This window comes from Amycolatopsis antarctica (genome assembly GCF_002262875.1).
GTDB classification, from domain to species: domain Bacteria; phylum Actinomycetota; class Actinomycetes; order Mycobacteriales; family Pseudonocardiaceae; genus Amycolatopsis; species Amycolatopsis antarctica.
The window spans coordinates 276,963-301,936 of the sequence record NZ_NKYE01000007.1; the positions used below are offsets into that span (position 1 = coordinate 276,963).

Here is a 24,974-nt window from a genome sequence, read left to right on the forward strand (position 1 = left end):
GTCCGGTGTGCCTATCGCCCGGGCTGCTGGTGGGCGTACAGATCGCGCAGCAGCGCCACCTCGCCGCCGTGGTGACAGAGCTCGCGGTTGAGGTGCAGCACCAGCGTCAGATAGGAGCGCTCGGCGTACGGTCCCTCGGCCGGGCCGACCGGGCGGGCCCAGGCCTCGGCGTCCATCGCGCCGAGACCGTCACGCCATGCGTGGTGCTGCTCGTCGAGGTAGGCGAGCGCGGCGGCCGCCGTACCGGGATGGTCCTCGTTGTCCATACGGTACGAACCGTCGCCGAAATGACTGTTCGCCCGCAGGTGGAAAACGTGCCCGGCGATGTGGGCCAGCCGCCAGGCGATCGTGGTGAACGGCGGCGGCTCGGGGGTCTCGAAGGCGAAGTCCATCCGGAACCCGCCGCCGGCCGGGCGCAGCGACCAGCAGTCGGCCACCGGCTCCCAGAAGTACTCGGCGTCGGTCAGCCCGTCGAGGCGGGGACGCCAGTGCTCCCAGTAGAAGTCGAGTTGTTCGAGCGCCTCGGAGCGCCAGTCCACATCGGCCATGCGGGCGAGCGTAACGTTCCGGCCCGACAACTCGCCCGGCGAGAGAAGTCCTTCCATGATGGCGAAACCGGCGCACCCGCCGCCGGCGGCCGGGTGCGCCGAGCGCCCGGCCAGGGACCGTGACCAGGGAGCACCATGAGTACCGACAGCACCCGCACGCTGATCGTCAACGCGACCGTCTCGATCGACGGGTTCAGCGCGGGTCCCGGCGGCGACATGTCCTGGCTGAGTGCGCACGCCGCGCACGAGCGGATGAGCACCTACTTCGAGGGCGTCTGGCGGGGCGTGGACACCGCCCTGCTCGGCCGGGTCAACTACGAGGGCTTCCACGGCTACTGGCCGTCCGTCGCCGAGGACGAGTCGGCACCCGCCAGGGATCGGGACCTGGCGCGGTGGATGAACTCGGTGGCGAAGGTCGTCTTCTCCCGGACGCTGACGGAGGCCACCTGGCGGAACGCACGGATCGCCGGGCAGGACCCGGTGACGGAGGTGCGCGAGCTCAAGCGAGCGCCGGGCCGCGACATCATCGTGCTCAGCAGCGCCAGCCTCATCCGGACGCTGCTCGCCGCCGACCTGGTGGACGAACTGCGGCTGCAGGTGATCCCGGAACTGCTCGGCGACGGGCTCCGGCTGTTCGACGGCGGCCTGCCCGCGTCGTCCTGGACGACCACCGGGACGGCGACGCTGAGTACCGGCGCGATCGGCCTGCACTACGTCCGTGCGCGCTAGGACGGCTCAGCGGCCGAAGTTCTGCGTCCAGTACCAGCCGTCGGTGGCCAGGCCGGTACCGAGCGCGGTGAGCGAGCAGTCGAGGATGTTGCGCCGGTGCCCCGGCGAGGACATCCACGACTCCATCACCTGCTCGGCGCTGCGCTGGCCCTTCGCGATGTTCTCGGCGCCCGGGCTGGGATAGCCGGCTTCGGTGATCCGGTCGCCGAACGTGCGGCCGTCCTGCGAGGTGTGTGAGAAGTAGTCGTTCTCGGACATGTCCTCACTGTGCCCCTGGGCGGCGGTGACCAGCCTGCTGTCCGCCTCCACCGGCTCGCACCCGGCGCCGGCGCGTTCGGCGTTGACCAGCCGCAGCACCTGCTCGGTCTGCGAGCCGCCGGTGGCGCGGCGCTTCGGGGTGGCGGTCTCGCTGCTCTCCTGGACGTCGGTGGTGGTGCTCGTACTCGACGGGGTCGTCGCCGGCGCGGCACTCGACGGTGGCGCGGGAACGTCCGTGGTGCTGGACGCGGGTGTGCTCGTCGTGGACGCCGGCGCGGGTGCCGGGGCCGCCGGTTCGCCGGGGAGGCCGCCGCCGAGTCCGCTGCTCGCCGCGGCGAGGGTGGCGGCGTCCGGTGCGGGTTCGCCCGCGGTGGTGCTGGTGGCGAGGTGGCCGCCCGCGGCGAGTACGCCACCGACGACGACGCTCAGACCGATCATCGTCGACTTCCGGCGAGAACTCAGCGCATTCACGAGGCCGGAAGTTACCACTATCGGGTGTTTAAATAACCCGTCGAACGCACCGAACCGACGAAAGTCTCACCCTCTGTTCTCAACGTCGCGCGCCACCGTCGTCCCCCTCGGCAAGGTTCGTGACCTCGGCGGCCGCCTGCTGTGTCGCCGTCACCGCGCCGTCGAGGAATTCGGTGATCGTCCGCAGTTGCTCGTCGTCGAAGCGCTCGCACAGTCGTGCCGTCGCCGCCGCGATCCCGGTGTACAGCGGCGCCACGGCAGCCGTGTGCGAGGGGTCGAGCTCGATGGTCAGCCGCCTGCCGTCACGCGGATCGCGGACGCGCCGGACCCGGCCCTTCGTCTCCAGGCGATCGAGCAGGGCCGTCACCGACGCCGGGGCGAGGCCGCAGAGCGTGGTCAGTTCCTTCGGTGACAACGGCCCCAGCCGGGCCAGGTACTCGCACGTCTTGGACTCGACGGCGGAGAGCCCGGAGGCCTCCGCGATCGCCGTGTGCAGCATGACCGTCGCGGTGGACAGTTCCCGTCCGCCGCCTTGCACCTTGCTGATGAGTTCCGCCCTCGAGCTTGACACCCGCCCAGCGTACCGTAGATAGTTCGTTCGATCGAACGAACTACTTTCTGGAGGCGGGATGACCAAGGCGCTGATCATCGGAGGCGGGATCGCGGGCACGGTGACCGCCATCGCGCTGCGAAGAGCCGGCGTGCGGGCGACGGTGCACGAGGCGTACGGCCGGACGTCCGACGGCGTCGGCGCGTTCCTCACCCTCGCCGTCAACGGCATCGATGCCCTCGACGCACTCGGCCTGCGAACCCTGTTGCGTGGCAGGACGTTCGACACGCCGCGGATGGAGTTCTTCAACGGCAACGGCCGCGCCCTCGGCGGCCTGCCGGTCGGCGGGGAGCTGCCCGACGGCTCGGGAGCGGTGACGGTCTCCCGGTCCGACCTGTACATCGCTCTACGCGACGAGGCGGTGCGCCAGGGGGTTCAGGTGGAGTACGGCAAGCGGCTCACCGGCGCCCGCCGGGAGGGCGAAGGAGTGCGCGCCGAGTTCGCCGACGGCAGCTCCGCGACCGGCGACCTGCTCATCGGCGCGGACGGCCTGCGCTCCACCGTGCGGTATCTCATCGACCCGGCCGCACCGAAGGCGACCTACCAGGGCCTGCTGAACACCGTCGGCACCGCGCGCGGCGTCGACCTCGGCCTGCGGCCGGGCACCGTCAACATGGTCTTCGGCAAGCGCAGCTTCTTCGCCTACTTTCCCCATCCCGACGGCGACACCTGGTGGTGGGCCAACCCGCCAGCGCCGAAGGAACCGACGGCCGCGGACCTCGCCGCGGCCACCGACGCCGAGATCAAGGCGAGGCTGCTGGGCATGTTCAGCGCCGATCGCACACCGGCGACCAGGCTGATCGAAGCCAGCGAGGACATCGTGCGCCCGTACCCGACGTACTACTTTCCGCGGGTTCCGGTCTGGCATCGCGATCGCATGATCATCGTCGGTGACGCCGCCCACGCGACCCCTCCCGCGGCGGGCCAGGGAGCGTCGATGGCGCTGGAGGACGCGGTGACCCTGGCGAAGTGCCTGCGCGACAACGAGGACGTGGACCTGGCGTTCGGCCGGTACGAGTCGGTCCGCCGCGAACGTGTCGAGGCGATCGTGGCGATGGGCGAACGCAACGGCGGCGGCAAGAAGTCCCCGGGAACGGTCGGCCGGGTGCTGCGTGACGTCTTCCTCGCCCGCCGGTTCCGCGCACTCGCCGCGTCCGGCGTGGACCCGGGCCGCTGGGCCTGGGACCACCACCTGGACTGGGAGTCGCCTGTTCCGGCCTAGCGGCGAGTGTCCACGCGGTGGAAGTTCTGGTAGGCGCGACTGGGGGTGGGTCCGCGCTGGCCCTGGTAGCGCGAGCCGGCCTGACTCGATCCGTACGGGAACTCCGCCGCGCTGGTGAGCCGGAACAGGCAGAGCTGGCCGATCTTCATTCCCGGCCAGAGCGTGATCGGCAGGTTGGCCACATTGGACAGTTCCAGCGTGATGTGGCCGGAGAAGCCGGGGTCGATGAAACCGGCCGTCGAGTGCGTCAGCAGGCCGAGCCTGCCGAGCGAGGACTTGCCCTCCAGCCGTCCGGCGAGGTCGTCGGGCAGCGACACCATCTCGAAGGTGGAGCTGAGCACGAACTCGCCGGGGTGCAGTACGAACGCGTCCTCGTCGTCCTTCTCCACCAGCGAGGTCAGCTCGTCCTGCTGGAGCATCGGGTCGATGTGGGTGTACTTCGTGTTGTTGAAGACCCGGAAGAAGCGGTCCAGTCGGACGTCGATGCTGGACGGCTGGAGCATCGCCGGGTCGAACGGCTCGATCCCGAGACGGCCGGCGTCGAGCTCTTTGCGAAGGTCGCGGTCACTGAGCAGCACTCCGACACCCTAGCCCGGCGCACGGGGCTCCCCGCCGGACGGCGCGGGGAGCCCCGGCTGGGATCAGGAGCCCGAGTTGTAGAACGTGACGTCCCAGTGGTTGCTCTCGTTGAAGTAGACGTTGCCGGACGGCGCCTCCCACTTCGAGCCACCGATCGAGGTGAAGTTGCCGGTGATGTAGTTGGTCAGGCAGGAGCTCATGCTGAAGTCCAGCTTGTAGCCGTTGTAGTGGCTGTAGGTGCCGCTGGCGTGACCGACCTCGGTGCCGCCGGTGACGGTCAGGCCGCAGCCGCTGGCGCTCTTCAGCGTCTTGGCGCCGGCGATGCTGGCCGAGTTGACCTGCTCGAGCGAGGTGCAGGTGGGGGTCTGCCGGTCGCTGCAACCGCCGCTGGACGAGATCCCGATACCCGCCGCGTCCAGCTCGGCCTTGGCCGCGGAGTGCGACATCTTCGCCATCGCCTGCACCGAGCCTGCCGGGGCGACGTTCGAGACCGGGTCGCTTGCGGAACCGTCGGCCGAGGCGCTGGCACCGGCGACTCCGGCGAACATGGCGGCAGCGGCGGCGGTTCCGACGACAGCGGCACGTGCGACAAGGTTCTTCATCCGAGCTTCCTTTCGAGCAGGGGAGCATCGGCGAACCCCGGGTCGGGGCTTCGCCAGTGGGGACCGAACGCGGATCAGCGCTTCCCGCGCGGCACGGCAGGGATTACGCAGGGTTCGGGCCGCACGGCAAGCGCTGTCAGGCGGAAGAGTAAAGAAACAATTGACCGGATAACAGCGTTCCAATGGAGTAATTTTCCAACTTGTTCGCGCGTGAGAATGTTCGGTCACCAAGCGTCAGAATGCGTTACGCCCAGGAATACGCACACAAAGTTGGGTGACAATTCACCGGATAAGCGCTATGCATCCCCGTTCGGCGGCAGTGTGCCGGCGAAGTCGATCACCGGGGACGGTCGGAGACGTACCGTCCGGCTCTCCCGGCACGCGCCGCGTGAGCGCTGACCCGGGGAGGTTGACGACGGCGGAAGATCGGCGGCGTGTATGCTCGAACACCGCTGCGGATGTAGTTCAATGGTAGAACATCAGCTTCCCAAGCTGAATACGCGGGTTCGATTCCCGTCATCCGCTCACAACGCGAAGGCCCAGGTCAGCGGCAGTTTCTCCGCCGAGCCTGGGCCTTCGTCGTTCCTGGGGAATCGCCCCGCGTGTATCCCCCGTGCGGGCACGCCGGTCGACGCACGATCGCGTCCGGCGCCGGTCGGTCCGGTGCCGGTCCGGGGAACGAGCCGGACGATGGGGTACACCGCCTCGGGCGGTGCGGGTTCGGCGTACCCGGTAACCGGCTACGCCGTGGCACGGAATCGCCGGTCGGACGGCACGGCACGACCAGATGCCGAGCTCCGACCGTGCGGAGCAGCTTCGAGCGAAGTGCACCTCAGGCCGCTTCTCTGATGCCGGTGAGCGCTGTCCTTCGCCGCGCCGGGACATCACAACTAGGGAGCCGGCTCGCCCACCAGGACCGCGAACCCGTCCAGATGCCGGGCGAGGCTGTATTCGAACAGTTCGTCGAGATCCGGCGCAGTTTCCTCGTGCACCTTCGCCAGCAACGGGAATTGCCCGCTGGCGAACAGGTCCTCGGTCCGCGCCTGCTGCGCCTGCAACCACCTGGCCAGTGTCACTCCGGTCTCCTGTTCCGCCTCGACTTCGTCCGCTGTGGACAGTGCGGCGTTGAGCACCAGCGAGTGCAGTGTCAGCGCTTCCTGCATTCGCGTCCGCAGCGAGAGGTCGAGACCGTCGAGCGCCCGCAGGGTCCACTCGGTGTGCACCATCATGTTCGGCGCGAACGAGGGCCGGGTGAACGAAACCGCCTTGGACAGCCAGAGGTGCCGCCAGAACAGCGCCCACTGCCGTCGCGCGACCAGTTCGAGCTTGGCCCGCCAGCCCTCGGGGCCCGGATCGGGTAGTTCCGTTTCCCCGAAGACCAGGTCGGCCATTTGCGTCACCAGGTCGTCCTTGTTCGCGATGTGGCGGTAGAGCGACATGGCTCCCACGCCGAGCTCGGCGGCGACCCGTCGCATGGACACGGCCTCGGCGCCCTCGACGTCGGCGATCGCGATGGCGGTCCGCAGCAGGTGATCGCGGCTGAGTGCCTGCTTCGCGCCGCCCGCCGGACGCGGGGGCAGCCGGGAAGCGGGCGGCTTCGCCCGACTGGACGGTCGCGGCCTGTCGGGGGAAGCGCTGACCACCGTGCCCGAGCCGACCTTCGCCTCGACCAGCCCGTCTTCGCGCAATGTGGCGAGCACCCTGGTCGCGGTCGCGATCGCGATCCCCCAGCGGTCCGCGATCTGGCGGATGGACGGCAGTCGGTCCCCCGGTCGCAGATCACCGGACTGGATCCTGGCTTCGAACTCCCCGGCGATCCGCCGGTAGAGCGGCGCCGGCTGGTTACCCGACGGCATACGCACCTCCTCGTCCCCACTCGTCGACACCGGCGCAAGCGCACTAGTTCAATTCGACCAGACTAGTGCACTTCTTTCGGCTGTACAAGCCGAAACTATGGACGAGTGGACTAGTTTCAATACACTGTACGCGACAGATCAATACGCTGTACGCAACCCGTTAGGTGATCATGCACTCCAACGCGCCCCCGGTGACGCGAACCGCCAGTGGCTTCGCGCACCTGCCCCACCGCACCTTCCCGCTCGACCGTCGTCCGGGAAGGAGAGCACCGTGCCCGAACTCACCGTTGCCGAAGAAGTCGTCCTGATCGCCCTCGACGACCAAACCGGCGGAGGCAGAACGCGCCTTGGCCTCGATTGGGCGCTGGCCGGTGCGGTCATCGTCGAACTGGCCCTCACTCAGCGGATCGCCGTGAGCGACGACGACGTCGTCAGCGTGGTGGATCCGGCTCCGACCGGGGTCGGGCACCTGGACGCCGTGCTCGCCGAGGCGGGGGGCGGGGTGAAGGTCTCGAAACTGCTGCGCCGCACCCGCACCGGGACACCCGTACGCACCGTCACCGCGCTCGTCGAACGCGGTGTACTCCAACGGAAACGGACCTGGCTGCTCGGTGTCGTCCCGGCATACCGCTACCCGGTGGCCGACGCCTCGGCCGAGGCCGAGGTCCGCGCCAGGCTCGCCGCCGCCGTCCTCGACGGAGACGCGCCGAGCGAGCGCACCGCCGGCCTGATCGGCGTCCTGCACGCCGCGAAACTCTGGCGCCGGGCGGTGCCCGCCGGGGAACGCAAGCAGGTCCGGAAGCGAATGGGCGAGATCGCGAAGAGCCAGTCCATAAGTCCCGCGGTGCGCAGGGCCATCGTCCGGACACAGGGCGCCATCGCCGCGATGACCTCTTCGGGCTGAACCAACCGACGAACAGACAGGAATGACGTAATGGTGACCAACATCGACACCGACTACCTCGTGATCGGCGCGGGCGCGACGGCGATGGCCTTCGTGGACACGCTGCTGACCGAATCGCAGGCGACCGTGACCCTGGTCGATCGCTACCACCAGCCAGGCGGGCACTGGACCGTCGCCTACCCCTACGTGCGGCTGCACCAGCCCTCCGCCATGTACGGCGTGAACTCCCGCCCGCTCGGCGACGACGAGGTCGACCAGACGGGCTGGAACGCCGGGCTGTACGAACTGGCCGGCGCGGCCGAGATCTGCAGCTACTTCGACCAGGTGATGCGGCAGACGTTCCTGCCGTCCGGGCGGGTTTCCTACTTCCCCATGGCCGAGTACCGGGGCGCCGGCCGATTCCACCTGACGACCTCCGGCAAGGAGTACCAGGTGACCGTGCGGCGGAGAATCGTGGACACCACGTACCAGAGCGTGACGGTACCGGCCATGCAACCGCCGGAGTTCCAGGTCGCCACCGGCATCCCCGTCGTGCCGCCGAACGAGCTGCCCGCCGTTCGCGAGCCCTACGACCGGTACGTCATCGTCGGCGCGGGCAAAACCGGGATCGATGCCTGCCTCTGGCTGCTGGAACAGGGCGTCGATCCGGCAGATCTGACCTGGATCATGCCCCGCGCGCCGTGGCTGCTCGACCGGGCCTCGGTGCAACCGATGCCGCTGCGCCAGGCCGCGGACATCGGGAAGGAGTACGCCGCCAAGCACGAAGCCATCATGGGCGCGGAATCCGTGTCCGACCTCTTCGACCGCCTCGACGCGGCCGGTGCCCTCCTGCGGATCTCCCCGGACGAGCGGCCGGCGGCGTTCCGCTGCGCCACCGTCTCGCAGGAGGAACTGCGACAGCTACGCAGGATCGAGAACGTCGTTCGCCTCGGCCGAGTCAAACGAGTCACCGAAACAGACATCGAACTCGACGGCGGCACGCTCCCCACCGGCCCCCGTGTTCTGCACGTGGACTGCACCGCCGACGCCGTGAAGCAACTCCCCGTCGTGCCGATCTTCCAGGACGGGCTGATCACCCTGCAGTCGGTTCGCGTGTGCCAGCCGGTGTTCAGCGCCTCCCTCATCGCGCACGTGGAGGCGACCTATCCCGATGACACCGCGAAGAACGAACTCTGCCCCGTCACCCCCAACCCGAGGACCGACGTGGACTGGCTCCGGTTCGCCCTTTCCGCGAACGCGGAACAGCTTCGCTGGGCCGAGAACGCGGAGATCGGCGCCTGGCTGGACACCGCACGGCTGCACCCGGACATCGCCCCGCCGATGCCGGACGACCCGGCCGAGCGGGCGGCCGTCGAGCAGCAGGCCACGGCCATGGCCAAGGCGCAGAACGCGAAGCTCGAAGAACTCCTGCACGCACATGAAACACGCTGACCCCGCCGCGATACGCGGAACTCGAACGCAGATGGGAAAAACCGGACCGATGGACCGAATGAGGAACCGGCGCTGGAACCGAGCGCCCTTGGCGCTGGCGCTACTGACCACGCTGTGCGCGGAGCTGACGTTCACCGCGATCGCGGTGCCGTTCACCTGGCTGCTGCTGCCCCTGCTCCTGGTGATGTACGGCGCCGGGGTCCTCGTGCTCCGCGAGGCGGTCGTGCGGGTCGGTGGTGGCTGGCCGAGCCTGGTGCTGCTGGGCGTGGCCTACCAGATCGCGGAGGACGGCCTTGGCCTGCAAGCGCTGACCAGCCCCCGGATGTTCGGTGCCGCCGACTGGGGATTCCGGGCGCTCGGCGTGAACTGGACCTACTGGGAGTCGCAGATCGGCGTGCACGTCGTGCTCAGCGTCCTGCTGCCGATCGCCATCGCCAACCTCCTCTTCCCGGCCCAGCGGGCCCGGCCCTACCTGAGCAACAGGGGCTTGGCCGGCACCGGCGTCCTGGCGATCGTGGGCGTGCTCGGGCTTCGCTACCTCATCTCCGCGACGGAGGATCCCGGATACCAGACCCCGTGGGGCTTCACGCTGGTGTTCATCGCGCTCATCGTCGCGCTCGCTCTGGTCGCGCTGGTGGTCCTTCCCCGCCGCCGCTCCGCCGGACGCGGTCGAGCGGTCCGGTCCGCACCACGGCCGGGAGTGGTCGGATTCGTGTCCATGTACCTGACCATGGCGTTCCTCACCACGCTGCTGCCGCTCGGCCTCGGGGCCACGCTACTGCTCGGCGACCTGATGTCCCCCGTCCAGCGGCTGATCGTCGCGGTGATGACCGCCGTTCCGTTCGGCTTGCTGGTGCTGCGCTGGCAGGCGGCGGCCAACTGGGACCACCGGCACCGGATCTGGCTCTTCGGCGGGATCCTCGTGTCGCACACCGCGTTCATGATGCCCGGTTCCCTGACCGCCGTACTCACCGGTTCGCTGACCCTCGCAGCAGAGGTGTACCTGCTGACCCGCCTCGCCAAGCACCTCCGGCAGCGTGAAGCCGTAGCTTTCGGTCCGGGCGATGAGCGCACGTTGATCCAGCCGAGACGCTGAGTACGCGAGCTCGATTCCCGTCATTCGATTCGGCGCGAAAGCCCCAGGCCAGTGGTTGTCCACTGTGGACCTGGGGCTTTCGTCATTCTCTGCTCGACCAGGCCGGGAGCCCGGCGGGGATCATGATTCGCATGACCTCGACCATGGCGTCCGTGCCCGGTGAGCTTCCGATCCCGGTGCGGATGTGGTGCCGACCTGGTGGCTGAGTCCGCCGCGCAAGCTGATCGCGTGGCAGCCCAGTACGCCTGACCGCGCGACACCTAACCGCGCGGGGCGTACATGATCACGGCGACCCCGGCCAGGCACAGCAGCGCGCCGATGACGTCGAAGCGGTCCGGGCGGAAGCCGTCCACCAGCATCCCCCAGGCCAGCGATCCGGCGACGAACACGCCGCCGTACGCCGCCAGGATCCGGCCGAACTCGGCGTCCGGCTGCAGCGTCGCCACGAAACCGTAGAGCCCCAGCGCGATGACGCCCGCGCCGATCCAGATCCAGCCCCGGTGCTCCCGGATCCCCTGCCACACCAGCCACGCGCCGCCGATCTCGAACAGGGCCGCGAGCGCGAACAGCAGCACCGAACGCAGCAGCACCAGACCTCACCCCCGCCGGATCGAACCGTCCACTATGGACTTATCGGACCCTACGCGGGCGCTCGTCAACCACCGTCGCGGGCCTTGCGGAGTTTCACCGCCGCCTTCAGTCGCCAGGCATCCTCGATCAGCTCCGCGAGCTGTGCGGGATCCACCCGGTCCAGGTCGACCAGGATCGCGCCGTAACCGTCGTAGTGCGGTGTCGTGTAGTACGCCTGGTCGCCGGAGGCCAGCAGCGCGGCCTTCTCGTCGAGCCCGCACATCAGCACCAGCCCACCCTCGGCCTCGGTGCGCAGGCGGGCGAAACTCCGCCCGGACACCTTCAGCGAGGGTGTCCGGTACGAGGTCGACTCCTCGACTCCGGGCAGTGCGGACGCGATCGTCAGTACTTCGTCCCAGTTCGCCATGTGCACCCCTTCCATCTGCCGAGCGATTGTCCGACAAGTGGGCGCGACGTGTCTTGGTGAAACGGGAACGGCGGCGGGAACGACCACTCAGTCCATTGTGGATTCCTTCGTGCGGGACCGGTCCAGCGTCGGCCGGGACCGGTGCTTACGCAGTTCCAGCAGCACCCCGGCGCCGATCCCCAGCCCCATCACGATGTGCACCACGGCCAGCCATACCGGCAGGCTGTCGGTGGAGGTGAAGTGGTTGGCCACGATCGTCGTGCCGATGATCAGTTGCACCGCTGCCAGGACGGCAAGCAAGACCGACGCGCCAAGCCCGGACTGCCGCATGGTTTCCTCCCTGCCCTCGAAGTGGCTCGCTGGTGTTTTCGCAGGTGGGGGCGCCCGCGTTACGGCCTGACCCGAGGTTGACCGGACAGATCACACAACAGCGCCCTCCCGGAGTCCGAGGACTGGGAGGGCGCTGTTGTTCGCCGATGGCCGGATGGCTCCGCTACGGCAGCACGGTGATGCGATCGGCCGGTGGTGCGGTGACGCCCGGGTGGGCGCCCAGGTACGCGATGAACGCGTCCAGGTCCACCGGCCCGCCGGTGAGCTCGGTACCGTTCGTCAGCTCGGTGAACCCGTCCCCGCCCGCGGCGAGGAAGTTGTTCACCGAGACGCGGTAGGTCGCCGCCGGGTCCACCGGCTGGCCGTCGACGGTGATGCCGGAGACCTTCGAACCCGCCGGAGCGGACGCCGAGTACGAGTACTTCAGCGTCGAGGACACCTGCAGGACGCGGGTCTCCTCGCCCTGCCACTGCTGTTCCAGCACGGCCTTGAGCTGCTCGCCGGTGTAGGTGAGCGTCTGCATGATGTTCGCGAACGGCTGCACGGCGAACGCCTCGCCATAGGTGACCACGCCATCGCCCTCACCCGCCGGGGACGTGGGGAAGGTGAGATCGGTACGCACACCGCCCGGGTTGGTGATGGCGATCTGCGCGCCGCTGCCGGTGGTCGCCTCGAGTTGCGCGTCGGCGATGACGCTGCCCAGCGGCGACTCGCCCGAGGGGGCGGCCGCCCGGACCAGGTCACTCGCGATGGTGCCGACCTGCTCGTTGGCGATCGGGGCGGCCTTCTCGGCGGCCTCCTCGATCAGGGCGACGGCCTCCGGGTCGGGGGTGACGTCGCGGGTGACGATCTGGTTGTGCGCCTTGGTTTCCGGACGCACGACGTCGCGGGTGCGCTTGTCGATCTTCAGGTCGATGACCGACAGCAGACGGCCGAAGGAGGCGCCCTGGATGACGGTGCGCGGGTTGCCCGCCGGGTCGGCGACCTGGCAGTTGTACTGCATGTGGCTGTGTCCGGTGAAGAACGCGTCGACCTTCGGCGAGGCCTTCTTCGCGATCTCGGTGGCCGGGCCGGGGGTGACCTGGCAGTCGTCCGGCCCGCCGCCCTCGGTGTTGTCGCCCTGGTGCATGAGCACGACCTGCGACTTGATGCCGAGCTTGTCGAGCAGGTTCGCGGTGCGGTCGATCGCCTCGACCTCGTCGCCGAACTTCAGCCCCTCGATCGCCTCGGGGGTGACCACCGAGGGCAGGTCCTGCAGGGTGACGCCGATGACGCCGATCGGCATGCCGCCGGAGAACTCGACGGTGAACGGCAGCAGCGCGGGGAAACCCTTGTCGAAGGTGACGTTCGCGCCGAGGAACGGGAAGCTCGCGCCCTTGTACTTGTCGCGGAACTCGCAGCCGTCGTCCGGGTGGCAGCCGCCGAACTGCATGCGCTGCAGCTCCTTGTAGCCCTCGTCGAACTCGTGGTTGCCGACCACCGAGGCCCGCACGCCGATCTGCCGCAGGTACTCCATCGTCGGCTCGTCGTGGAACAGCGCGGAGTTCACCGGCGAGGCGCCGATGCTGTCACCGGTGGACAGGACGACCGAGTTCTTCACCTCGCCGCGCAGCTTGTCGAGGTGCGTGGCCAGGTACTGCGCCCCACCCGCGTCGACGGTCGAGCCGTCCGGCAGGTCCACCCGGCCCGAGGAACCGGCGGGCGGCTCCAGGTTGCCGTGCAGGTCGTTGAAGCTGATCAGCCGGACGTCGGTGGTCGAGCCGCTCGCCGCGGAGGCGGGGGTCGCCGCCGCGACCAGGCCGACCGCGGTCACGGTGGCCGCTGCGATCGCGGCCGCTCGCCGCATGAGTCGGTTGGACAAGATGACTACTCCTTGTTATCCCATGTCCTCTGGCAGGGTCCTCGGAAAGGACACAGAGGCCCCAGATGGGCGCACCGCGCGGAGTCTGCCCAATCGGCGTGGCGTTTACCAGGGGCAAAAGGCGGATGCAAGGTGAACGAGACCTTGCGCCTCCGCCGCCCGGCCAGTTCCCGGCTCGGCCGATCGGCCGAGGCCGCGGCTGCCGCCGGACCGTTCGACCGAAGTTCGGGCACCCTCCCGCTCCATAACGTCAGAGCCATGACGAACGCGCAGGTCACCTCATTGCAATTCGGGCTCGTCGCCTTCATCGCCGTGTGGGGCGTCGCTCTCGTCCCGCACATGCTCGTGCAGCGTTCGCGGCACGGCCGGATCGTCCCGGCGGCGCTGCTGCGCACCGGGGCCGTCGTGCTCTACGGCTGCCTGAGTCTGGCGGTGCTGTTTCTGCCGCTGCCCGGACCGGGGACGCAGCGGCTGGAGCAGACCGTCCAGCTCGTGCCGTTCCAGTGGATCACCGACATCGGCACCGAACTCGGCAAGCACGGTCAGACGGCGGCGCAGGCGCTGACCACGCAGACGTTCCAGCAGTTCGCGCTGAACCTGGCGCTGTTCGTGCCGCTGGGCCTGTTCGTGCGGCTGTTGTGGAAGCGCGGCGCCGTCACGGCGACCGCTCTCGGCCTCGGCATCTCGCTGCTGGTGGAGGCCACACAGCTCACCGCCAACTTCGGCACCGCGCCGTTCGTCTACCGGATCTTCGATGTGGACGACCTGTTCAGCAACACCGCCGGGGCACTGACCGGCTGGATCGCGGCGACACTGTTCGTGTTCGCGCGGAGCGCCGCGGCGGCGAGGACCGCTGCCAGGACGACCGCCCAGCGGGCGGCCGACGCCCGCGTCGCGCGGCCGGTGCGGCACCGCGAACTCGTCGGGTCCCGCTGAATCCCACAGCTAGTCCGCGCGGTGCGCGAGGGCGAGCGACATCCGTTCCCGGGTGTAGCCGTCCTCGCGCGGCAGCGTCTCGATCTGGCCGGTGGGCCGGAAACCGAGCTTCTCGTACAGCCGCCTCGCCCTGGAGTTGTGTTCGTTGACCTGCAGCGCCACCACCGACGTCCCGGCTCTGCGGGCGCCGCGCACCACGGCGGCGATCAGCTCGCCTGCCAGCCCGCTGCCGCGGCGCCCCGGAGCCACCCACATGGCGACGGCGAACCATTCCCGGCCGTCCGGCAGCGCCCCGACCAGTCCGCAGGGTTCGGCGGCCCCCTCGGGCCACGCCACGAACCAGGCGCCACCGCGCAGCCGAGCCGTCCACTGCGCGGCGGTCATCGCGGCCTCGTCCGCGTGGGCGGAGGCGAACGCCTCGGGAGCGTCGAGCAGGGCACGCAGCCGGACGTCCCGCAGCAATCGCCAGTCGTCCTCGTCCAGTCGTCGGATCGGCACCATGGTTCCGACGATCGCACGGCGCGCACCGCGGATGCCCGGCCGTTAAGCGGGGGGCGAACGGCCGTCAGGGGCGCCTGAGCATCCACTCCGCGTAGGGCTCGCTCGGATCGTTCGGGTCCTGGCCTGCCAGGTGGAAGTAGACGCGGAACGTGGGCAGCAAGGTCTCCCAGCCGGTGTCCCGGGGATCGACCTCTTACGCCTCCACGACGTGGATCAGTTCACCGGGCGGCGGGTCATCTCCGCTTGCAGTTTCGCGGGGGCCAGTGGGTCGACCTCGCCGAGGCGGGCCAGGTGCGCCCGGCGGCGCGTCGTGGCGCGGCGCTCGGCGCGCCGGTCAGTGCCGGCTACGTAGGTGACGGCGGCGGCGAAGATCAGCACGACCAGTCCGAGCACCAGGGCGAACTCCAACGCCGCTCCTCCTCACCGCTTTGTGTGGCAGGTCACACAGCGTACGCAAGGAGTACCGACTTGACCACCCCGCCGGGTAGCGGCTGGTCAGTGCGCTGATTTCGGCGGGAGTCAGCGAGCGCGGCCGGTAGTCACTGCTCTGGCCGTACGGGAAGCATCGGGCGCATGAAGGTCCGCTCGTGCCGGAGCACGCAGCCGCTCTCGTCCCTGATCCGATCGGCTTCGATGAAGCCGGGGTCGGTGCCGAACAGCCCGCGGTACTCCTCGTAGGCGGCGAGGCTCGGGAAGGAGAACAGCGCGAGGGCCTTGTCACTGGCACCCTCCGCCGGAAGGAAGTAGCCGTGATGGGTGCCGCCGTGAAGATCGACAAGCTCCATCCAGCGACGCCCGAAACGCTCGAAGGCGTCGATCTTCGACGGATCGATGACGTACTCCACGACACAAGTGATCACGGCCGACCCTAACAACGCCGTAGCGCGTCGTCACCTCGCCGGAAGCACGCAGAACTCGTTGTCCTCCGGGTCCGCGAGCACGATCCACGGGTGCCCGGGAGCTTCGGAGAGCACCCGCGCTCCGAGGACGACCAGCCGCCGTACTTCCTCGCGCTGGTCGCCGGGCTCGGGCGCGAGGTCCAGGTGCAGGCGGTTCTTGCTGCTCTTCGCTTCCGGCACCGGCTGGAACAGCAGCGTCGGCCCGGCCGGGGCGCCGACCTCCACGTACTCGACCTCGCAGGCGTCCCGCCAGCGTTCCCGGACCTCGGCGCCGAGGGCGGCACACCAGAACCCGGCGAGCCGTTCGGCGTCAAGACAATCGATCGCGATCGCCAGTACCCGTGTGGCCATGCCCGGTTCGTACCCGCTGCTCGTGCACGTCACACGTCCGCGTCCACGGACGCCCCGGGCAGGGACGGGTGGCGGGAGAAGTCGCAACATTGCTTTGGGTAGTGAAATCGGACGACTTCATGTAGGCGACCACCCATAAGAACCACGCGCGGGAATCCGTTCATCACCCGTAGTCGATCGCGTGCATCGGTTCGACGTCACCAGCTGACCGAGATGGGCGAAAGTGCGATCTCACGGGGGAAACTTCCGTCATGGATCGGTCGCGCCGGTCTCCTACCAAGTAGTAGACAGTCCTGGCCGCCATGTGTGACCAGGCGCGACAGGGCGATTCCTCCGGGCACGTACGGCCCGGGGAGCGGAAACCGGCGACGGGGCCCGCACATGGACGGAGTGGCATGACACGCAGCACCGGGAGCAATCGGCTCCAGCCAGGCCCCCGGGTCGCGGGCAACCGGACTCTCGGCGTCGCGGCCGTCGATCCCGTGCCGATCTTCCGGGACGGACTGGCCGCCATGGTGCAGCGCGCGCCCGGCCTGCACTGGGTCGGGCAGGCGGCCAACCAGCACGCGATCCTGCAACTCAGCGAACAGCTACGGCCGGACGTCGTGCTTCTCGACTCCGGCCTGGATCCGCAGGGCCACCTGGTGCGGCTGCTCAGCACCGGCGACCGCAACGTGGTGATCGTGATGCTGGTGCGGCATGCCCACCGGACGCCGCAGTACCTCGCCGGGCTGGTCGAGGCCGGGGCACACGGGATCGTGCCGCGAGCGGCGGAGGCGCGCAGGCTGAGCGAGGCGATCCACCGCACGCACGCGGACCGGCACTACGTCGATCCGACGCTGGCGGCGCTGACCGTCAAGCCGAAGCGGGCGCAGAACGGCGACTCGGGCATGCGGGTGCAGATGCCGCTGTCCCGGCGCGAGTACCAGGTCCTGCAGCTACTGGCCGAGGGACTGGAGAACGCCGCGATCGCACGGATGCTGTTCCTGTCGGTGGAGACCGTTCGCACGCACGTGAAGAGCATCCTGCGCAAGCTGTCCGCCCGCGACCGGACGCATGCCGTGACCACGGCGTTCCGTACCGGCATCCTGGTGATCCAGCCGGACGATCCGCGTACCGACACCGCGCCCGCGCCGCGCCGCTGACCTTCTCCACGGCTGCGCGGGCGCTGATTTCTCCGTCACAGGATCGCGGATTCACTTGCCGTCGGTTACCCGTAGGTAATATCCTGATGTTACCGGTCAGTAGGGGCAGCCCTGCCGGAATGACGAGCCGACACGGAGCGACGACATGGGCCACTACAAGAGCAACGTGCGAGACCTGGAGTTCAACCTCTTCGAGGTACTCGGCGTACAGGATCGACTCGGCAAGGGCGTGCTCGAGGATTCGGACGAGGAGACCGCCCGCGGGGCGCTGGCCGAGCTGAACAACCTCGCCACCGGACCGCTGGCCGAGTCCTTCGTCGACAGCGACCGCAACCCGCCCGTCTACGACCCGAAGACCTTCTCGGCCACGCTGCCGGAGTCGTTCAAGAAGAGCTACCAGGCGCTCTGGGACGGCGAGTGGTGGCGGATGGGCCTGCCGAACCACCTCGGTGGTCTCGGCCTGCCCCCGACCGTGCAGTGGGCGCTGTCCGAGCTGGTGCTCGGCGCGAACCCGGCACTGTTCATGTACCTGGCTGGCCCGAACTTCGCGATGATCGTCGACAAGAACGGCACCGAGGAGCAGAAGCGCTGGGCGCAGTTCATGATCGACAAGGCCTGGGGCGCCACGATGGTGCTGACCGAGCCGGACGCCGGATCGGACGTCGGCGCCGGCCGCACCAAGGCCACCCGGAACGACGACGGCTCGTGGAGCATCGACGGCGTCAAGCGCTTCATCACCTCGGGCGACCAGGACATGACCGAGAACATCATGCACCTGGTCCTCGCCCGCCCCGAAGGTGAAGGGATCGAGACGAAGCCGGGCACCAAGGGCCTGTCGCTGTTCCTGGTGCCGAAGTTCCACTTCGACTCGGAGACCGGCGAGCTGGGCGAGCGCAACGGCGCCTACGTCACAGGAGTCGAGCACAAGATGGGGCTGAAGGTCTCCACCACCTGTGAGCTGACCTTCGGCCAGCACGACACCCCGGCCAAGGGCTGGCTGCTCGGCGAGGTGCACGACGGCATCGCACAGATGTTCCAGGTCATCGAGTACGCCCGGATGATGGTCGGCACCAAGGCGATCGCCACCCTCTCCACCGGTTACCTCAACGCGCTCGAGTACGCCAAGGAGCGCGTCCAGGGCGCCGACCTGCCGAACATGCTGAACAAGGCCGCCCCTCGGGTCACCATCACGCACCACCCGGACGTCCGCCGCAGCCTGATGCTGCAGAAGGCGTACGCCGAGGGCCTGCGCGCGGTGTACCTGTACACGGCCTCGTACCAGGACACGATCTGGACGCAGGACGGGGACGCGGAGGCGCTGAAGCTGGCCGAGAGCGTCAACGACCTGCTGCTGCCGATCGTCAAGGGTGTCGGTTCCGAGCGGGCCACCGAGCAGCTCGTGCAGTCGCTGCAGACGCTCGGCGGTTCGGGCTTCCTGCAGGACTACCCGATCGAGCAGTACATCCGCGACGCGAAGATCGACTCGCTGTACGAGGGCACCACCGCCATCCAGTCGCTGGACTTCTTCTTCCGCAAGGTCGTCCGGGACAAGGGCAAGTCGCTGGCGCACATCGCGGGCGAGATCAGCCAGTTCATCGAGTCCGAGGCGGGCAACGGCAGGCTGAAGAACGAGCGGACGCTGCTGAAGACCGCGCTGGAGGACACCCAGGGCATCCTCGGCTCGCTGATCGGCTACCTGACGGCCTCGCAGGAGGACCCGCAGAACATCAACAAGGCCGGCCAGCACACCGTTCGCCTGCTGCTCTCCGCCGGTGACCTGATCGTCGGCTGGCAGTTGCTCAAGCACGCCGAGGTGGCGATCGGCAAGCTGGACGCTGGTGCCTCCGCCAAGGACCGCGCGTTCTACGAGGGCAAGGTGGCCGTGGCGCAGTTCTTCGCCCGCAGCGTCCTGCCGGAGCTGACCGCTCGCCGGGCGATCGTGGAGAACGCTGACAACGATCTGATGGAGGTCGACGAGGCGTCGTTCTGACGTCTCGACGCGGTCCCCGCGGAACCTCACGGCAACGGCCGCGAGACGCAGTGCTTCCCCCGGCGGCACTGTCGCCTCGCGGCCGTCGCCGTTCCGGCACGGCTTTTCCGCCGCCGGTTTCGCGCCGGATGCGGTTTTGAACCGATGCCTCCGAGGTACCTACTCACCCGAGAGCTGTACCGGGCTGGGCGTGCCGTCCGGCCCGTGCCACGGGCGTAGGGAGCGACATGACCGTCACCAGTATTTTCACGGCAATTCTGGTCGGGCTGCTGATCGGAGCGCTGGGCCGTTTCGTGGTGCCCGGCAAGCAGAAGATCCCGATCTTCCTGACCATCCTGGTCGGCATCGTGGCCGCGTTCGCGGGCACCGCCATCGCCCGCGGCGCGGGGTACGCCGAGACGGACGGCTTCGACTGGCTCGAACTGCTCACCCAGGTGGGCGTGGCGGCGATCGTCGTCGTGGTGGTCTCCCGGCTCTACCCTGGCAAGCGGGGCGTCCGGCGCTGACGGGCACCCGTCTTCTCACCGCTCCTCGAACGGGTTACCCCAGGTGGCGCACACCGCGCGTCCCGCGTCGAGCGGTGTCACGCTGATCGCATCCGGTTCTCACCGTCGAAGGAGTAGTCATGCTTGGTGGAATCTGGGGCATCATCACGACGATCGTGGTCGGCCTCGTGCTCGGCGTCATCGGTCGCATGCTCGCCAAGGGCGACCAGAAAATCCCGATGTGGCTGACGATCGTCGTCGGCATCGTCGCCGCGTTCGTCGGCAACTGGCTCGCCGGTGTCTTCGGCGTCCGGGATACCGACGGCATCGACTGGATCCGGCACGCGTTCCAGGTCGTCGCGGCCATCGTCGGTGTCATCGCCGCGGCGGCGATCTGGACGAAGGTCAAGGGCGGTCGCGGCCGCGTCCGCACCTGACCCCCACATGGAGCAATATCGCGCAATACGTCGACATATTGCGGTGGCGGGGACCGCAATATGTCGACGTATTGCGAAGCATCGTGCGCAAGGTATCGCAATATGTCGACGTATTGCGGTTGGTTGCGTTAGGGGCGCGCCCGCGAGGCGGGTGTGACGCGGGTCAGGGGGTCGGCGGTGGCGGCGCGGGGACGCAGATGACGGTCGGCCGTGGCCGGTAGGTCACCTCGGAGGTCTCCCGGCTCACCTCCGCGCCGGACGCGATGTCGTAGCGGACGCGGGTGTCGGAGGTGGTGAAGCCGGGCGATCCGGCCGAGGACCTGCAGCCGGGTGGCCCCACCTCCACCGGCGGCGGCGTGACGTCGGCGCGCGGACCGGTGCTGCTCTCGACGCGGTACTTCTTGGTACCCCAGATCTTCACGGTCACCGAGGATCCGCTGCTGGTCGCCTGGATGACGGCACCGGTGTCCGCGTCGTTGGTGAACCCCATGTCCACAGTGGACCCGTCGTCCTGCAGGGTCTTGGCGTCCCTGGCGAACGGATATCGGTCCAGGTAGTACGGATGCGCCGTGTGCCCGGCGTCCTTGAGCCCGCCGAAGTAGGCGGCGTTGTAGAGCGTGGTGGTGAACTGCGAGACGCCGCCGCCCGGCACCTGCTCACCGGTCCCGTCCTCGCGCACCGGGGCGCGGGTGAACTCCCCGGAGGACAACGACACCAGCCGGTTGTTCAGGCTGAACGTCTCGCCGGGCTTCACCAGCGCACCGTTCACCTTCGCCGCCGCGGCCTGCACGTTGGTCGCGGCCGGGCCGGAGAAACCGGAACTGCTGAACTCGCCGATGACCTCCTTGACGCCGAGCGCGTTCGCCGCATCCGTTGTCAGAGAAGGATCCTTGGTGTCGTAGACGGCGGGCAGCTCCCGGCCATCGGTCTTCTTCAGCACCTCGGTGTACGGCTGCAGGGTCTTCTGCCAGCTCACCTGCCGCGCCTGTTCGGACGGCACGACCGTCGGCGCGCCGCTCGCGAACTCGAACGCCGCGTCCTTGCCCTCCTTCTCCGTCTCGGCCAGTTGCGGGGCGAGCGTTTCCTGCAGTTTCGCCGGGTTCACCTTGACGTCCAGTCCGCCCCCGTCGACTGCGGTGATCAGGAACGCGGCGCCGATGTCGCCGGGCCTGAGGACGGCGTCCCTGCCCTCGCCCTTCACCGTGACCGGCGCGGCGATGGCAGGCCGGATGGTCTGCTCCAGCGCGAGGCGGACGCCCTCCGAACTGGCCTTGACGGGCGTGATGCTCATGGCGATGTCGATGCCCGACGGGCCGAGCCAGTTCGCCTCGACCGTCTCGATCGCGGTGTCCAGGTCGGCTAGCTGCTGTCCCTGCCGGGGTTCCACGGCGCTGGCCTCGATACCGCCGTCGCTGCCCGGGATGTCGACGAACGCGATGCCGCCCTCGGTGGGCCCGTGGTTGAGCTGGGTGCCGGCGAGCCGGTCGACGGCCTGGGCGAGTGTCTGCGAGTCGGACTTCGTCTCGACGCCGACCTCCCGGGTGGTGAAGAACGAGGTGATCCGCGTGATCGGGCTCAACGGCTGCGTCCCGGCCTGTTCGACGGTGGCGGCCCAGTCGACGCCCAGCCCGGACTCCTTCGGCGCGAGCTTGGCCTCGACGTCCCCGGCACGAACCTGCACGGGCTGGGTGAGCCGCGAGTCGAGTTCCTTCCGGAGGGTGGCCTCGGCGTCCGCGCGGTTCATGCCGCCGACGTCGACGCCGGCGACCGTGACGCCGCGCGGCACGTCCCCGGCGCTGATCATCAGATCGGCCGCGTAGACGACGACGAACAGGCCCATGACACCGCCGGCGACCATGAAGACCTTGCCGAGGCCCTTGCGGAACTTGCGGGCGGGGGTGGGCGGCGGGTCGACGATGTCGTCGCCCTCCAGCAGTTCGCCCGCGAGGGCGTCGTCGCCGTAGCGGTAGGGATCGGGCGACATGGGGTCGTCGTTGATGCGCTGCGGAGTGGCGCGCGTGTCGACGGGAGGGATCTCGCCGGTGGTCTCGACCGGGTCGGTATCCCACGCCGGCCAGTAGTGTTCTTCCCGCACTGCGTCCGTCCCCTCCGACCCGCGCAGCACGTCACCGGTGGTTACAAGTACAGCCCGGTGCCGTGTTCGCCGCCTTCGCTGGCGACCGCATGGATGTCCCGTTCCCGCATGACCAGATAGGGCTCCCCCTGGATCTCCACCTCGAGCTGGTCCTCCGGGTTGAACAGCACGCGATCGCCAACCTTCACATTGCGCACATTATTGCCTACGCCCAGTACATCACCCCAGGCCAGACGTCGTGCCACCTCCGCTGTCGCCGGGATGACGATGCCGCCGCTGCTTCGCCGCTCACCGTCCTCGGCCGATATTCGGACCAGCACGCGGTCGTGCAGCATCTGGATCTCGAGTTTCGCGTGCTGGCTCTGCGCGTTCGGACGATCTGACACGCGAGCCATGTTACTGGTGACTCGCCGCCGGTTCCGTCCATGCGTGTTCAACTACCCACTACGGTCCACGGTTACGTGCCACCGAACGGATCACCGCGGCCCACACCGGATATTTCACCCGCTCGGGGGTGATCCCGCTCAGCTTCCCAGCCCGGCCATCACCAAGTGCAGTTCTCCGTCACCGTCCGCGTCCAGCCGGACGGGCACGCCCCAGTCCTGCCGGGTCACCCGGCAGACGGGGTGCTCGGCGGCGGAGTCGCAGCTCGCCGCCTGGGCCACCACCTGCAGCACGCCACTGGTGGGCCCGCTGCGCGCGAGCCGGAGCGTGCGGCGCAGGTCGGTGCCGACGCCCGCGCCCTCGGCGAGCAGTTCCGGCGGCGAGGCGCTGACCTCCAGGCGGGTGGACGGGCCGTAGCGGTCGTCGAGCTTCTCGCCGGGCGGCGGGGTGAAGACGACGGAGAACTCCAGCTCCCCCGGCGTCAGCACGGACGGTGGCCTGAGGACGGCGTGTGCCTGCCCGTCGACGCTGGACGTCCCGTCCGCGTCGAGCGGGACGAGCCGGTGCGCCGCGGACTCGACGACCAGCACCTCGTCCCCGCGCACCAGCAGCCCGGACGGCTCGGCCAGCCCCTCGGCGAGGGTGGACACCTCGCCGGTCGCCGGGTCGTAGCGGCGGACGGCGCCGTTGTACGTGTCGGCGATCGCGATCGCCCCGCCGGGCAGCACCGCCACCCCGAGCGGGTGTTGCAGCAGCGCCTCGGCGGCGGGTCCGTCGCGGTGGCCGAAGGAGAACAGGCCGGTGCCGACCGCGGTGCCGACGGTGTGCCCGCCGTGGCCGTCCCGGTCGACGGTGCGCAGCGCGGAGGTCTCGGCGTCGGCGATCCACAACCGGTCGCCGTCGGCGGCGAACCCGGAGGTCTGCGCGAAGAAGGCCTCGTCCGCCGGGCCGTCGCGCAGTCCCTCGACGGTGGTGCCGGCGAAGCGGCGGACCGTCGCCGCGACCGGGTCGAACGCGCCGAGCGTGTGGTTGCCCGCCATGGCGATCAGCACGGTGCCGTCCCACCACACGAGGTCCCACGGGCTGGTCAGGTCGACCTCGCGGGCCGGCCCCGCGTCGGCGCCCCCGCGCCACTGCCTGCCGGTGCCCGCGACGGTGCTCACCGCGCCGGTGTCCAGGTTCAGCCCGCGCAGCAGGTGACCGGCGGTGTCGGCCACCACCACGTGGTAACCGGCCTGTGCGGCGATTTCCGTTGGCAGCACGGCGATCCCGGACGGTTCGGTGAAGCTCGCCGTCTCGCCGGGGCCGTCGGCCGCGCCACGCTCGCCGCTGCCGAACCGGCGCAGCACCGTCTCGGCGTCGGCGGCCAGCTCGACGACGCCGTGGTGCGCGGTGTCGGCGACGAGCAGGTTGCCGTTGCCGAGTTCGACGGCCTTGGCGGGGAAGCGCAGCGTGGTCCTCCGCTGCTCACCGGCGACGTACGGGCTGCCGCCCCGGCGCAGCGTGCCCTTGTCCTGGTGGACTCCGACCAGTTCGGTCAGCACCCGGCGCAGCGCCTCGGCGTGCCCCTCGCCCGCGGCCACGTGCACCACGTACCCCTCGGGGTCGATCAGCACCAGGGTCGGCCACGCCTTCACCGCGTACTGGCTCCAGGTGGTCAGGTCCGGGTCGTTGAGCACCGGGTGGTGCACGCCGTAGCGCTCGACGGCCGCCTCGATCGCCGCGCCCTCGCCCTCGTGCAGGAACTTCGGTGAGTGGACGCCGATGGTCACCAGCACGTCGGCGAACTCCTCCTCCAGCGGGCGCAGCTCGTCCAGCACGTGCAGGCAGTTGATACAGCCGGAGGTCCAGAAGTCGAGCAGCACGATGCGGCCGCGCAGCTCGTCCAGCCGGATCGCGCGGCCGCCGGTGTTCAGCCAGCGGTCGCCTGCCAGTTCGGGGGCCCGGACCCTGGCCCGGCGCGGTGTGGAAGTCACATCGGGAGTCAACCAGCCTGCCCGCCGGGATTGTTCCCGCCGCGGCCGGTCACGGGTACCGGGGCAGGCGCCACGGTGGGGCTCGCGGGCGGGTCGTCCGGGGTGCAGCCGAGCACGGCGAGCAGTGGGACCGTACAGGAAACCAGGCTCAGCAAGGGTTTTCGGGCCACGGGGTACCGCGCTTTGGCGAGAGGGACCTGCCGCCGGTGGGCGGCAACCGCATGATCGCCGGGCGACTGCCCGCCGTTACCGCGCGCCTGCCCGTGGTCACCGGGACCGGA

General features: G+C 69.4%; 27 protein-coding genes and 1 tRNA gene. 11 read left to right on the plus strand and 17 right to left on the minus strand.

What is annotated here, in order from left to right:
• Positions 1-11: 11 nt before the first annotated feature.
• Entirely contained in the window at positions 12-548 is a 537-nt protein-coding gene (locus CFN78_RS14155; protein ID WP_165777552.1) for a DinB family protein, read from the minus strand.
• A 135-nt stretch (positions 549-683) separates the two neighbouring features.
• On the opposite strand from CFN78_RS14155, the gene CFN78_RS14160 reads away from it, so the two are divergent.
• Positions 684-1,277, plus strand: a complete 594-nt coding sequence (locus CFN78_RS14160; RefSeq protein ID WP_094863232.1) for a dihydrofolate reductase family protein — start codon at positions 684-686, stop codon at positions 1,275-1,277.
• 6 nt (positions 1,278-1,283) lie between these two features.
• Here CFN78_RS14160 and CFN78_RS14165 read toward each other — a convergent pair whose 3' ends face one another.
• Entirely contained in the window at positions 1,284-1,973 is a 690-nt protein-coding gene (locus CFN78_RS14165; RefSeq protein ID WP_094863233.1) for a CAP domain-containing protein, read from the minus strand.
• 112 nt (positions 1,974-2,085) lie between these two features.
• Complete coding sequence (locus tag CFN78_RS14170; protein ID WP_094863234.1) at positions 2,086-2,577, minus strand: MarR family winged helix-turn-helix transcriptional regulator; 492 nt, start codon at positions 2,575-2,577, stop codon at positions 2,086-2,088.
• A gap of 58 nt (positions 2,578-2,635) precedes the next feature.
• Here CFN78_RS14170 and CFN78_RS14175 point away from each other — a divergent pair, with 58 nt between their 5' ends.
• The gene (locus tag CFN78_RS14175) at positions 2,636-3,838 is read left to right on the plus strand and encodes an FAD-dependent oxidoreductase (RefSeq protein ID WP_094863235.1); all 1,203 of its coding nucleotides are present in this window, start codon (positions 2,636-2,638) and stop codon (positions 3,836-3,838) included.
• Here CFN78_RS14175 and dcd read toward each other — a convergent pair.
• The gene (gene dcd, locus CFN78_RS14180; RefSeq protein WP_094863236.1) at positions 3,835-4,416 is read right to left on the minus strand and encodes a dCTP deaminase; all 582 of its coding nucleotides are present in this window, start codon (positions 4,414-4,416) and stop codon (positions 3,835-3,837) included. The genes CFN78_RS14175 and dcd overlap by 4 nt on opposite strands.
• Positions 4,417-4,479: 63 nt before the next feature.
• A complete protein-coding gene (locus CFN78_RS14185; protein ID WP_205660512.1) occupies positions 4,480-5,019 on the minus strand; it encodes a hypothetical protein in 540 nt (179 codons plus the stop codon).
• A 454-nt stretch (positions 5,020-5,473) separates the two neighbouring features.
• On the opposite strand from CFN78_RS14185, the gene CFN78_RS14190 reads away from it, so the two are divergent.
• Positions 5,474-5,544: transfer RNA gene (locus CFN78_RS14190), tRNA-Gly, on the plus strand.
• Positions 5,545-5,909: 365 nt separating this feature from the next.
• Here CFN78_RS14190 and CFN78_RS14195 read toward each other — a convergent pair.
• Positions 5,910-6,875, minus strand: coding sequence for a TetR/AcrR family transcriptional regulator (locus CFN78_RS14195; RefSeq protein WP_094863237.1), 966 nt, complete (start codon positions 6,873-6,875; stop codon positions 5,910-5,912).
• Between the two features lie 271 nt (positions 6,876-7,146).
• Between CFN78_RS14195 and CFN78_RS14200 the strand changes: the two genes are divergently transcribed.
• Genes CFN78_RS14200 through CFN78_RS14210 form a run of 3 tightly spaced genes read left to right on the plus strand, consistent with a single transcriptional unit; the run spans position 7,147 to position 10,306 of the window.
• Positions 7,147-7,779: a GOLPH3/VPS74 family protein gene (locus CFN78_RS14200; RefSeq protein WP_165777553.1), complete on the plus strand. Its 633-nt coding sequence runs from the start codon at positions 7,147-7,149 to the stop codon at positions 7,777-7,779.
• 30 nt (positions 7,780-7,809) lie between these two features.
• Positions 7,810-9,210 carry an NAD(P)/FAD-dependent oxidoreductase gene (locus CFN78_RS14205; protein WP_094863239.1) on the plus strand — a complete coding sequence of 467 codons (1,401 nt, stop codon included), beginning with the start codon at positions 7,810-7,812 and terminating at the stop codon, positions 9,208-9,210.
• 49 nt (positions 9,211-9,259) lie between these two features.
• Complete coding sequence (locus tag CFN78_RS14210; RefSeq protein WP_094863240.1) at positions 9,260-10,306, plus strand: hypothetical protein; 1,047 nt, start codon at positions 9,260-9,262, stop codon at positions 10,304-10,306.
• Positions 10,307-10,566: 260 nt separating this feature from the next.
• Here CFN78_RS14210 and CFN78_RS14215 read toward each other — a convergent pair whose 3' ends face one another.
• From CFN78_RS14215 to CFN78_RS14230, 4 genes are all read right to left on the minus strand, one after another.
• Positions 10,567-10,899 (minus strand): YnfA family protein, encoded by a 333-nt coding sequence (locus CFN78_RS14215; protein WP_094863241.1) that lies wholly within the window; start codon positions 10,897-10,899, stop codon positions 10,567-10,569.
• A 62-nt stretch (positions 10,900-10,961) separates the two neighbouring features.
• Complete coding sequence (locus CFN78_RS14220) at positions 10,962-11,303, minus strand: MmcQ/YjbR family DNA-binding protein (RefSeq protein WP_094863242.1); 342 nt, start codon at positions 11,301-11,303, stop codon at positions 10,962-10,964.
• Positions 11,304-11,390: 87 nt separating this feature from the next.
• Positions 11,391-11,633: a hypothetical protein gene (locus CFN78_RS14225; protein ID WP_094863243.1), complete on the minus strand. Its 243-nt coding sequence runs from the start codon at positions 11,631-11,633 to the stop codon at positions 11,391-11,393.
• Positions 11,634-11,796: 163 nt separating this feature from the next.
• Positions 11,797-13,479: a bifunctional metallophosphatase/5'-nucleotidase gene (locus CFN78_RS14230; protein WP_094863244.1), complete on the minus strand. Its 1,683-nt coding sequence runs from the start codon at positions 13,477-13,479 to the stop codon at positions 11,797-11,799.
• Positions 13,480-13,752: 273 nt separating this feature from the next.
• Here CFN78_RS14230 and CFN78_RS14235 point away from each other — a divergent pair, with 273 nt between their 5' ends.
• A complete protein-coding gene (locus tag CFN78_RS14235; protein WP_094863245.1) occupies positions 13,753-14,430 on the plus strand; it encodes a VanZ family protein in 678 nt (225 codons plus the stop codon).
• A gap of 9 nt (positions 14,431-14,439) precedes the next feature.
• On the opposite strand, the gene CFN78_RS14240 is transcribed toward CFN78_RS14235, so the two are convergent.
• The 4 genes from CFN78_RS14240 to CFN78_RS14255 form a co-directional block, all read right to left on the minus strand.
• Entirely contained in the window at positions 14,440-14,931 is a 492-nt protein-coding gene (locus CFN78_RS14240) for a GNAT family N-acetyltransferase (protein WP_094863246.1), read from the minus strand.
• 213 nt (positions 14,932-15,144) lie between these two features.
• Positions 15,145-15,339, minus strand: a complete 195-nt coding sequence (locus CFN78_RS14245; protein WP_094863247.1) for a hypothetical protein — start codon at positions 15,337-15,339, stop codon at positions 15,145-15,147.
• 131 nt (positions 15,340-15,470) lie between these two features.
• Positions 15,471-15,791 (minus strand): NIPSNAP family protein, encoded by a 321-nt coding sequence (locus tag CFN78_RS14250; RefSeq protein ID WP_094863248.1) that lies wholly within the window; start codon positions 15,789-15,791, stop codon positions 15,471-15,473.
• A gap of 30 nt (positions 15,792-15,821) precedes the next feature.
• On the minus strand, positions 15,822-16,181 hold the full coding sequence (locus CFN78_RS14255) for a VOC family protein (RefSeq protein WP_094863249.1): 360 nt from the start codon (positions 16,179-16,181) through the stop codon (positions 15,822-15,824).
• Between the two features lie 395 nt (positions 16,182-16,576).
• Between CFN78_RS14255 and CFN78_RS14260 the strand changes: the two genes are divergently transcribed.
• The 4 genes from CFN78_RS14260 (at position 16,577) to CFN78_RS14275 (ending at position 20,238) form a co-directional block, all read left to right on the plus strand.
• Positions 16,577-17,326 carry a response regulator transcription factor gene (locus tag CFN78_RS14260; protein ID WP_094863250.1) on the plus strand — a complete coding sequence of 250 codons (750 nt, stop codon included), beginning with the start codon at positions 16,577-16,579 and terminating at the stop codon, positions 17,324-17,326.
• A 145-nt stretch (positions 17,327-17,471) separates the two neighbouring features.
• A complete protein-coding gene (locus CFN78_RS14265) occupies positions 17,472-19,316 on the plus strand; it encodes an acyl-CoA dehydrogenase (protein ID WP_094863251.1) in 1,845 nt (614 codons plus the stop codon).
• Between the two features lie 227 nt (positions 19,317-19,543).
• On the plus strand, positions 19,544-19,822 hold the full coding sequence (locus tag CFN78_RS14270) for a GlsB/YeaQ/YmgE family stress response membrane protein (protein ID WP_094863252.1): 279 nt from the start codon (positions 19,544-19,546) through the stop codon (positions 19,820-19,822).
• 119 nt (positions 19,823-19,941) lie between these two features.
• Positions 19,942-20,238 carry a GlsB/YeaQ/YmgE family stress response membrane protein gene (locus CFN78_RS14275; RefSeq protein ID WP_094863253.1) on the plus strand — a complete coding sequence of 99 codons (297 nt, stop codon included), beginning with the start codon at positions 19,942-19,944 and terminating at the stop codon, positions 20,236-20,238.
• A gap of 163 nt (positions 20,239-20,401) precedes the next feature.
• Here the strand turns inward: CFN78_RS14275 and CFN78_RS14280 are convergent, their stop codons facing one another.
• The 3 genes from CFN78_RS14280 to CFN78_RS14290 all read right to left on the minus strand — a co-directional run bounded on the left by CFN78_RS14280 (position 20,402) and on the right by CFN78_RS14290 (position 24,693).
• Complete coding sequence (locus CFN78_RS14280) at positions 20,402-22,333, minus strand: VanW family protein (protein ID WP_240519442.1); 1,932 nt, start codon at positions 22,331-22,333, stop codon at positions 20,402-20,404.
• Between the two features lie 41 nt (positions 22,334-22,374).
• Positions 22,375-22,728 (minus strand): GroES family chaperonin, encoded by a 354-nt coding sequence (locus tag CFN78_RS14285; protein ID WP_094863254.1) that lies wholly within the window; start codon positions 22,726-22,728, stop codon positions 22,375-22,377.
• A gap of 129 nt (positions 22,729-22,857) precedes the next feature.
• Entirely contained in the window at positions 22,858-24,693 is a 1,836-nt protein-coding gene (locus CFN78_RS14290; protein ID WP_094863255.1) for an NHL domain-containing thioredoxin family protein, read from the minus strand.
• Between the last annotated feature and the right edge of the window lie 281 nt (positions 24,694-24,974).

What these genes read in the sequence shown, in the direction of transcription:
- CFN78_RS14230 (WP_094863244.1), bottom strand. Translation starts at nt 13,479, where the DNA reads ATGCGGCGAGCGGCCGCGATCGCAGCGGCCACCGTGACCGCGGTCGGC.
- CFN78_RS14205 (WP_094863239.1), top strand. Translation starts at nt 7,810, where the DNA reads ATGGTGACCAACATCGACACCGACTACCTCGTGATCGGCGCGGGCGCG.
- CFN78_RS14260 (WP_094863250.1), top strand. Translation starts at nt 16,577, where the DNA reads ATGACACGCAGCACCGGGAGCAATCGGCTCCAGCCAGGCCCCCGGGTC.
- CFN78_RS14165 (WP_094863233.1), bottom strand. Translation starts at nt 1,973, where the DNA reads ATGATCGGTCTGAGCGTCGTCGTCGGTGGCGTACTCGCCGCGGGCGGC.
- CFN78_RS14275 (WP_094863253.1), top strand. Translation starts at nt 19,942, where the DNA reads ATGCTTGGTGGAATCTGGGGCATCATCACGACGATCGTGGTCGGCCTC.
- CFN78_RS14175 (WP_094863235.1), top strand. Translation starts at nt 2,636, where the DNA reads ATGACCAAGGCGCTGATCATCGGAGGCGGGATCGCGGGCACGGTGACC.
- CFN78_RS14185 (WP_205660512.1), bottom strand. Translation starts at nt 5,019, where the DNA reads ATGAAGAACCTTGTCGCACGTGCCGCTGTCGTCGGAACCGCCGCCGCT.
- CFN78_RS14235 (WP_094863245.1), top strand. Translation starts at nt 13,753, where the DNA reads ATGACGAACGCGCAGGTCACCTCATTGCAATTCGGGCTCGTCGCCTTC.
- CFN78_RS14285 (WP_094863254.1), bottom strand. Translation starts at nt 22,728, where the DNA reads ATGGCTCGCGTGTCAGATCGTCCGAACGCGCAGAGCCAGCACGCGAAA.
- CFN78_RS14195 (WP_094863237.1), bottom strand. Translation starts at nt 6,875, where the DNA reads ATGCCGTCGGGTAACCAGCCGGCGCCGCTCTACCGGCGGATCGCCGGG.
- CFN78_RS14255 (WP_094863249.1), bottom strand. Translation starts at nt 16,181, where the DNA reads ATGGCCACACGGGTACTGGCGATCGCGATCGATTGTCTTGACGCCGAA.
- CFN78_RS14210 (WP_094863240.1), top strand. Translation starts at nt 9,260, where the DNA reads ATGGACCGAATGAGGAACCGGCGCTGGAACCGAGCGCCCTTGGCGCTG.
- CFN78_RS14160 (WP_094863232.1), top strand. Translation starts at nt 684, where the DNA reads ATGAGTACCGACAGCACCCGCACGCTGATCGTCAACGCGACCGTCTCG.
- CFN78_RS14225 (WP_094863243.1), bottom strand. Translation starts at nt 11,633, where the DNA reads ATGCGGCAGTCCGGGCTTGGCGCGTCGGTCTTGCTTGCCGTCCTGGCA.
- CFN78_RS14240 (WP_094863246.1), bottom strand. Translation starts at nt 14,931, where the DNA reads ATGGTGCCGATCCGACGACTGGACGAGGACGACTGGCGATTGCTGCGG.
- CFN78_RS14265 (WP_094863251.1), top strand. Translation starts at nt 17,472, where the DNA reads ATGGGCCACTACAAGAGCAACGTGCGAGACCTGGAGTTCAACCTCTTC.
- CFN78_RS14270 (WP_094863252.1), top strand. Translation starts at nt 19,544, where the DNA reads ATGACCGTCACCAGTATTTTCACGGCAATTCTGGTCGGGCTGCTGATC.
- CFN78_RS14220 (WP_094863242.1), bottom strand. Translation starts at nt 11,303, where the DNA reads ATGGCGAACTGGGACGAAGTACTGACGATCGCGTCCGCACTGCCCGGA.
- CFN78_RS14155 (WP_165777552.1), bottom strand. Translation starts at nt 548, where the DNA reads ATGGCCGATGTGGACTGGCGCTCCGAGGCGCTCGAACAACTCGACTTC.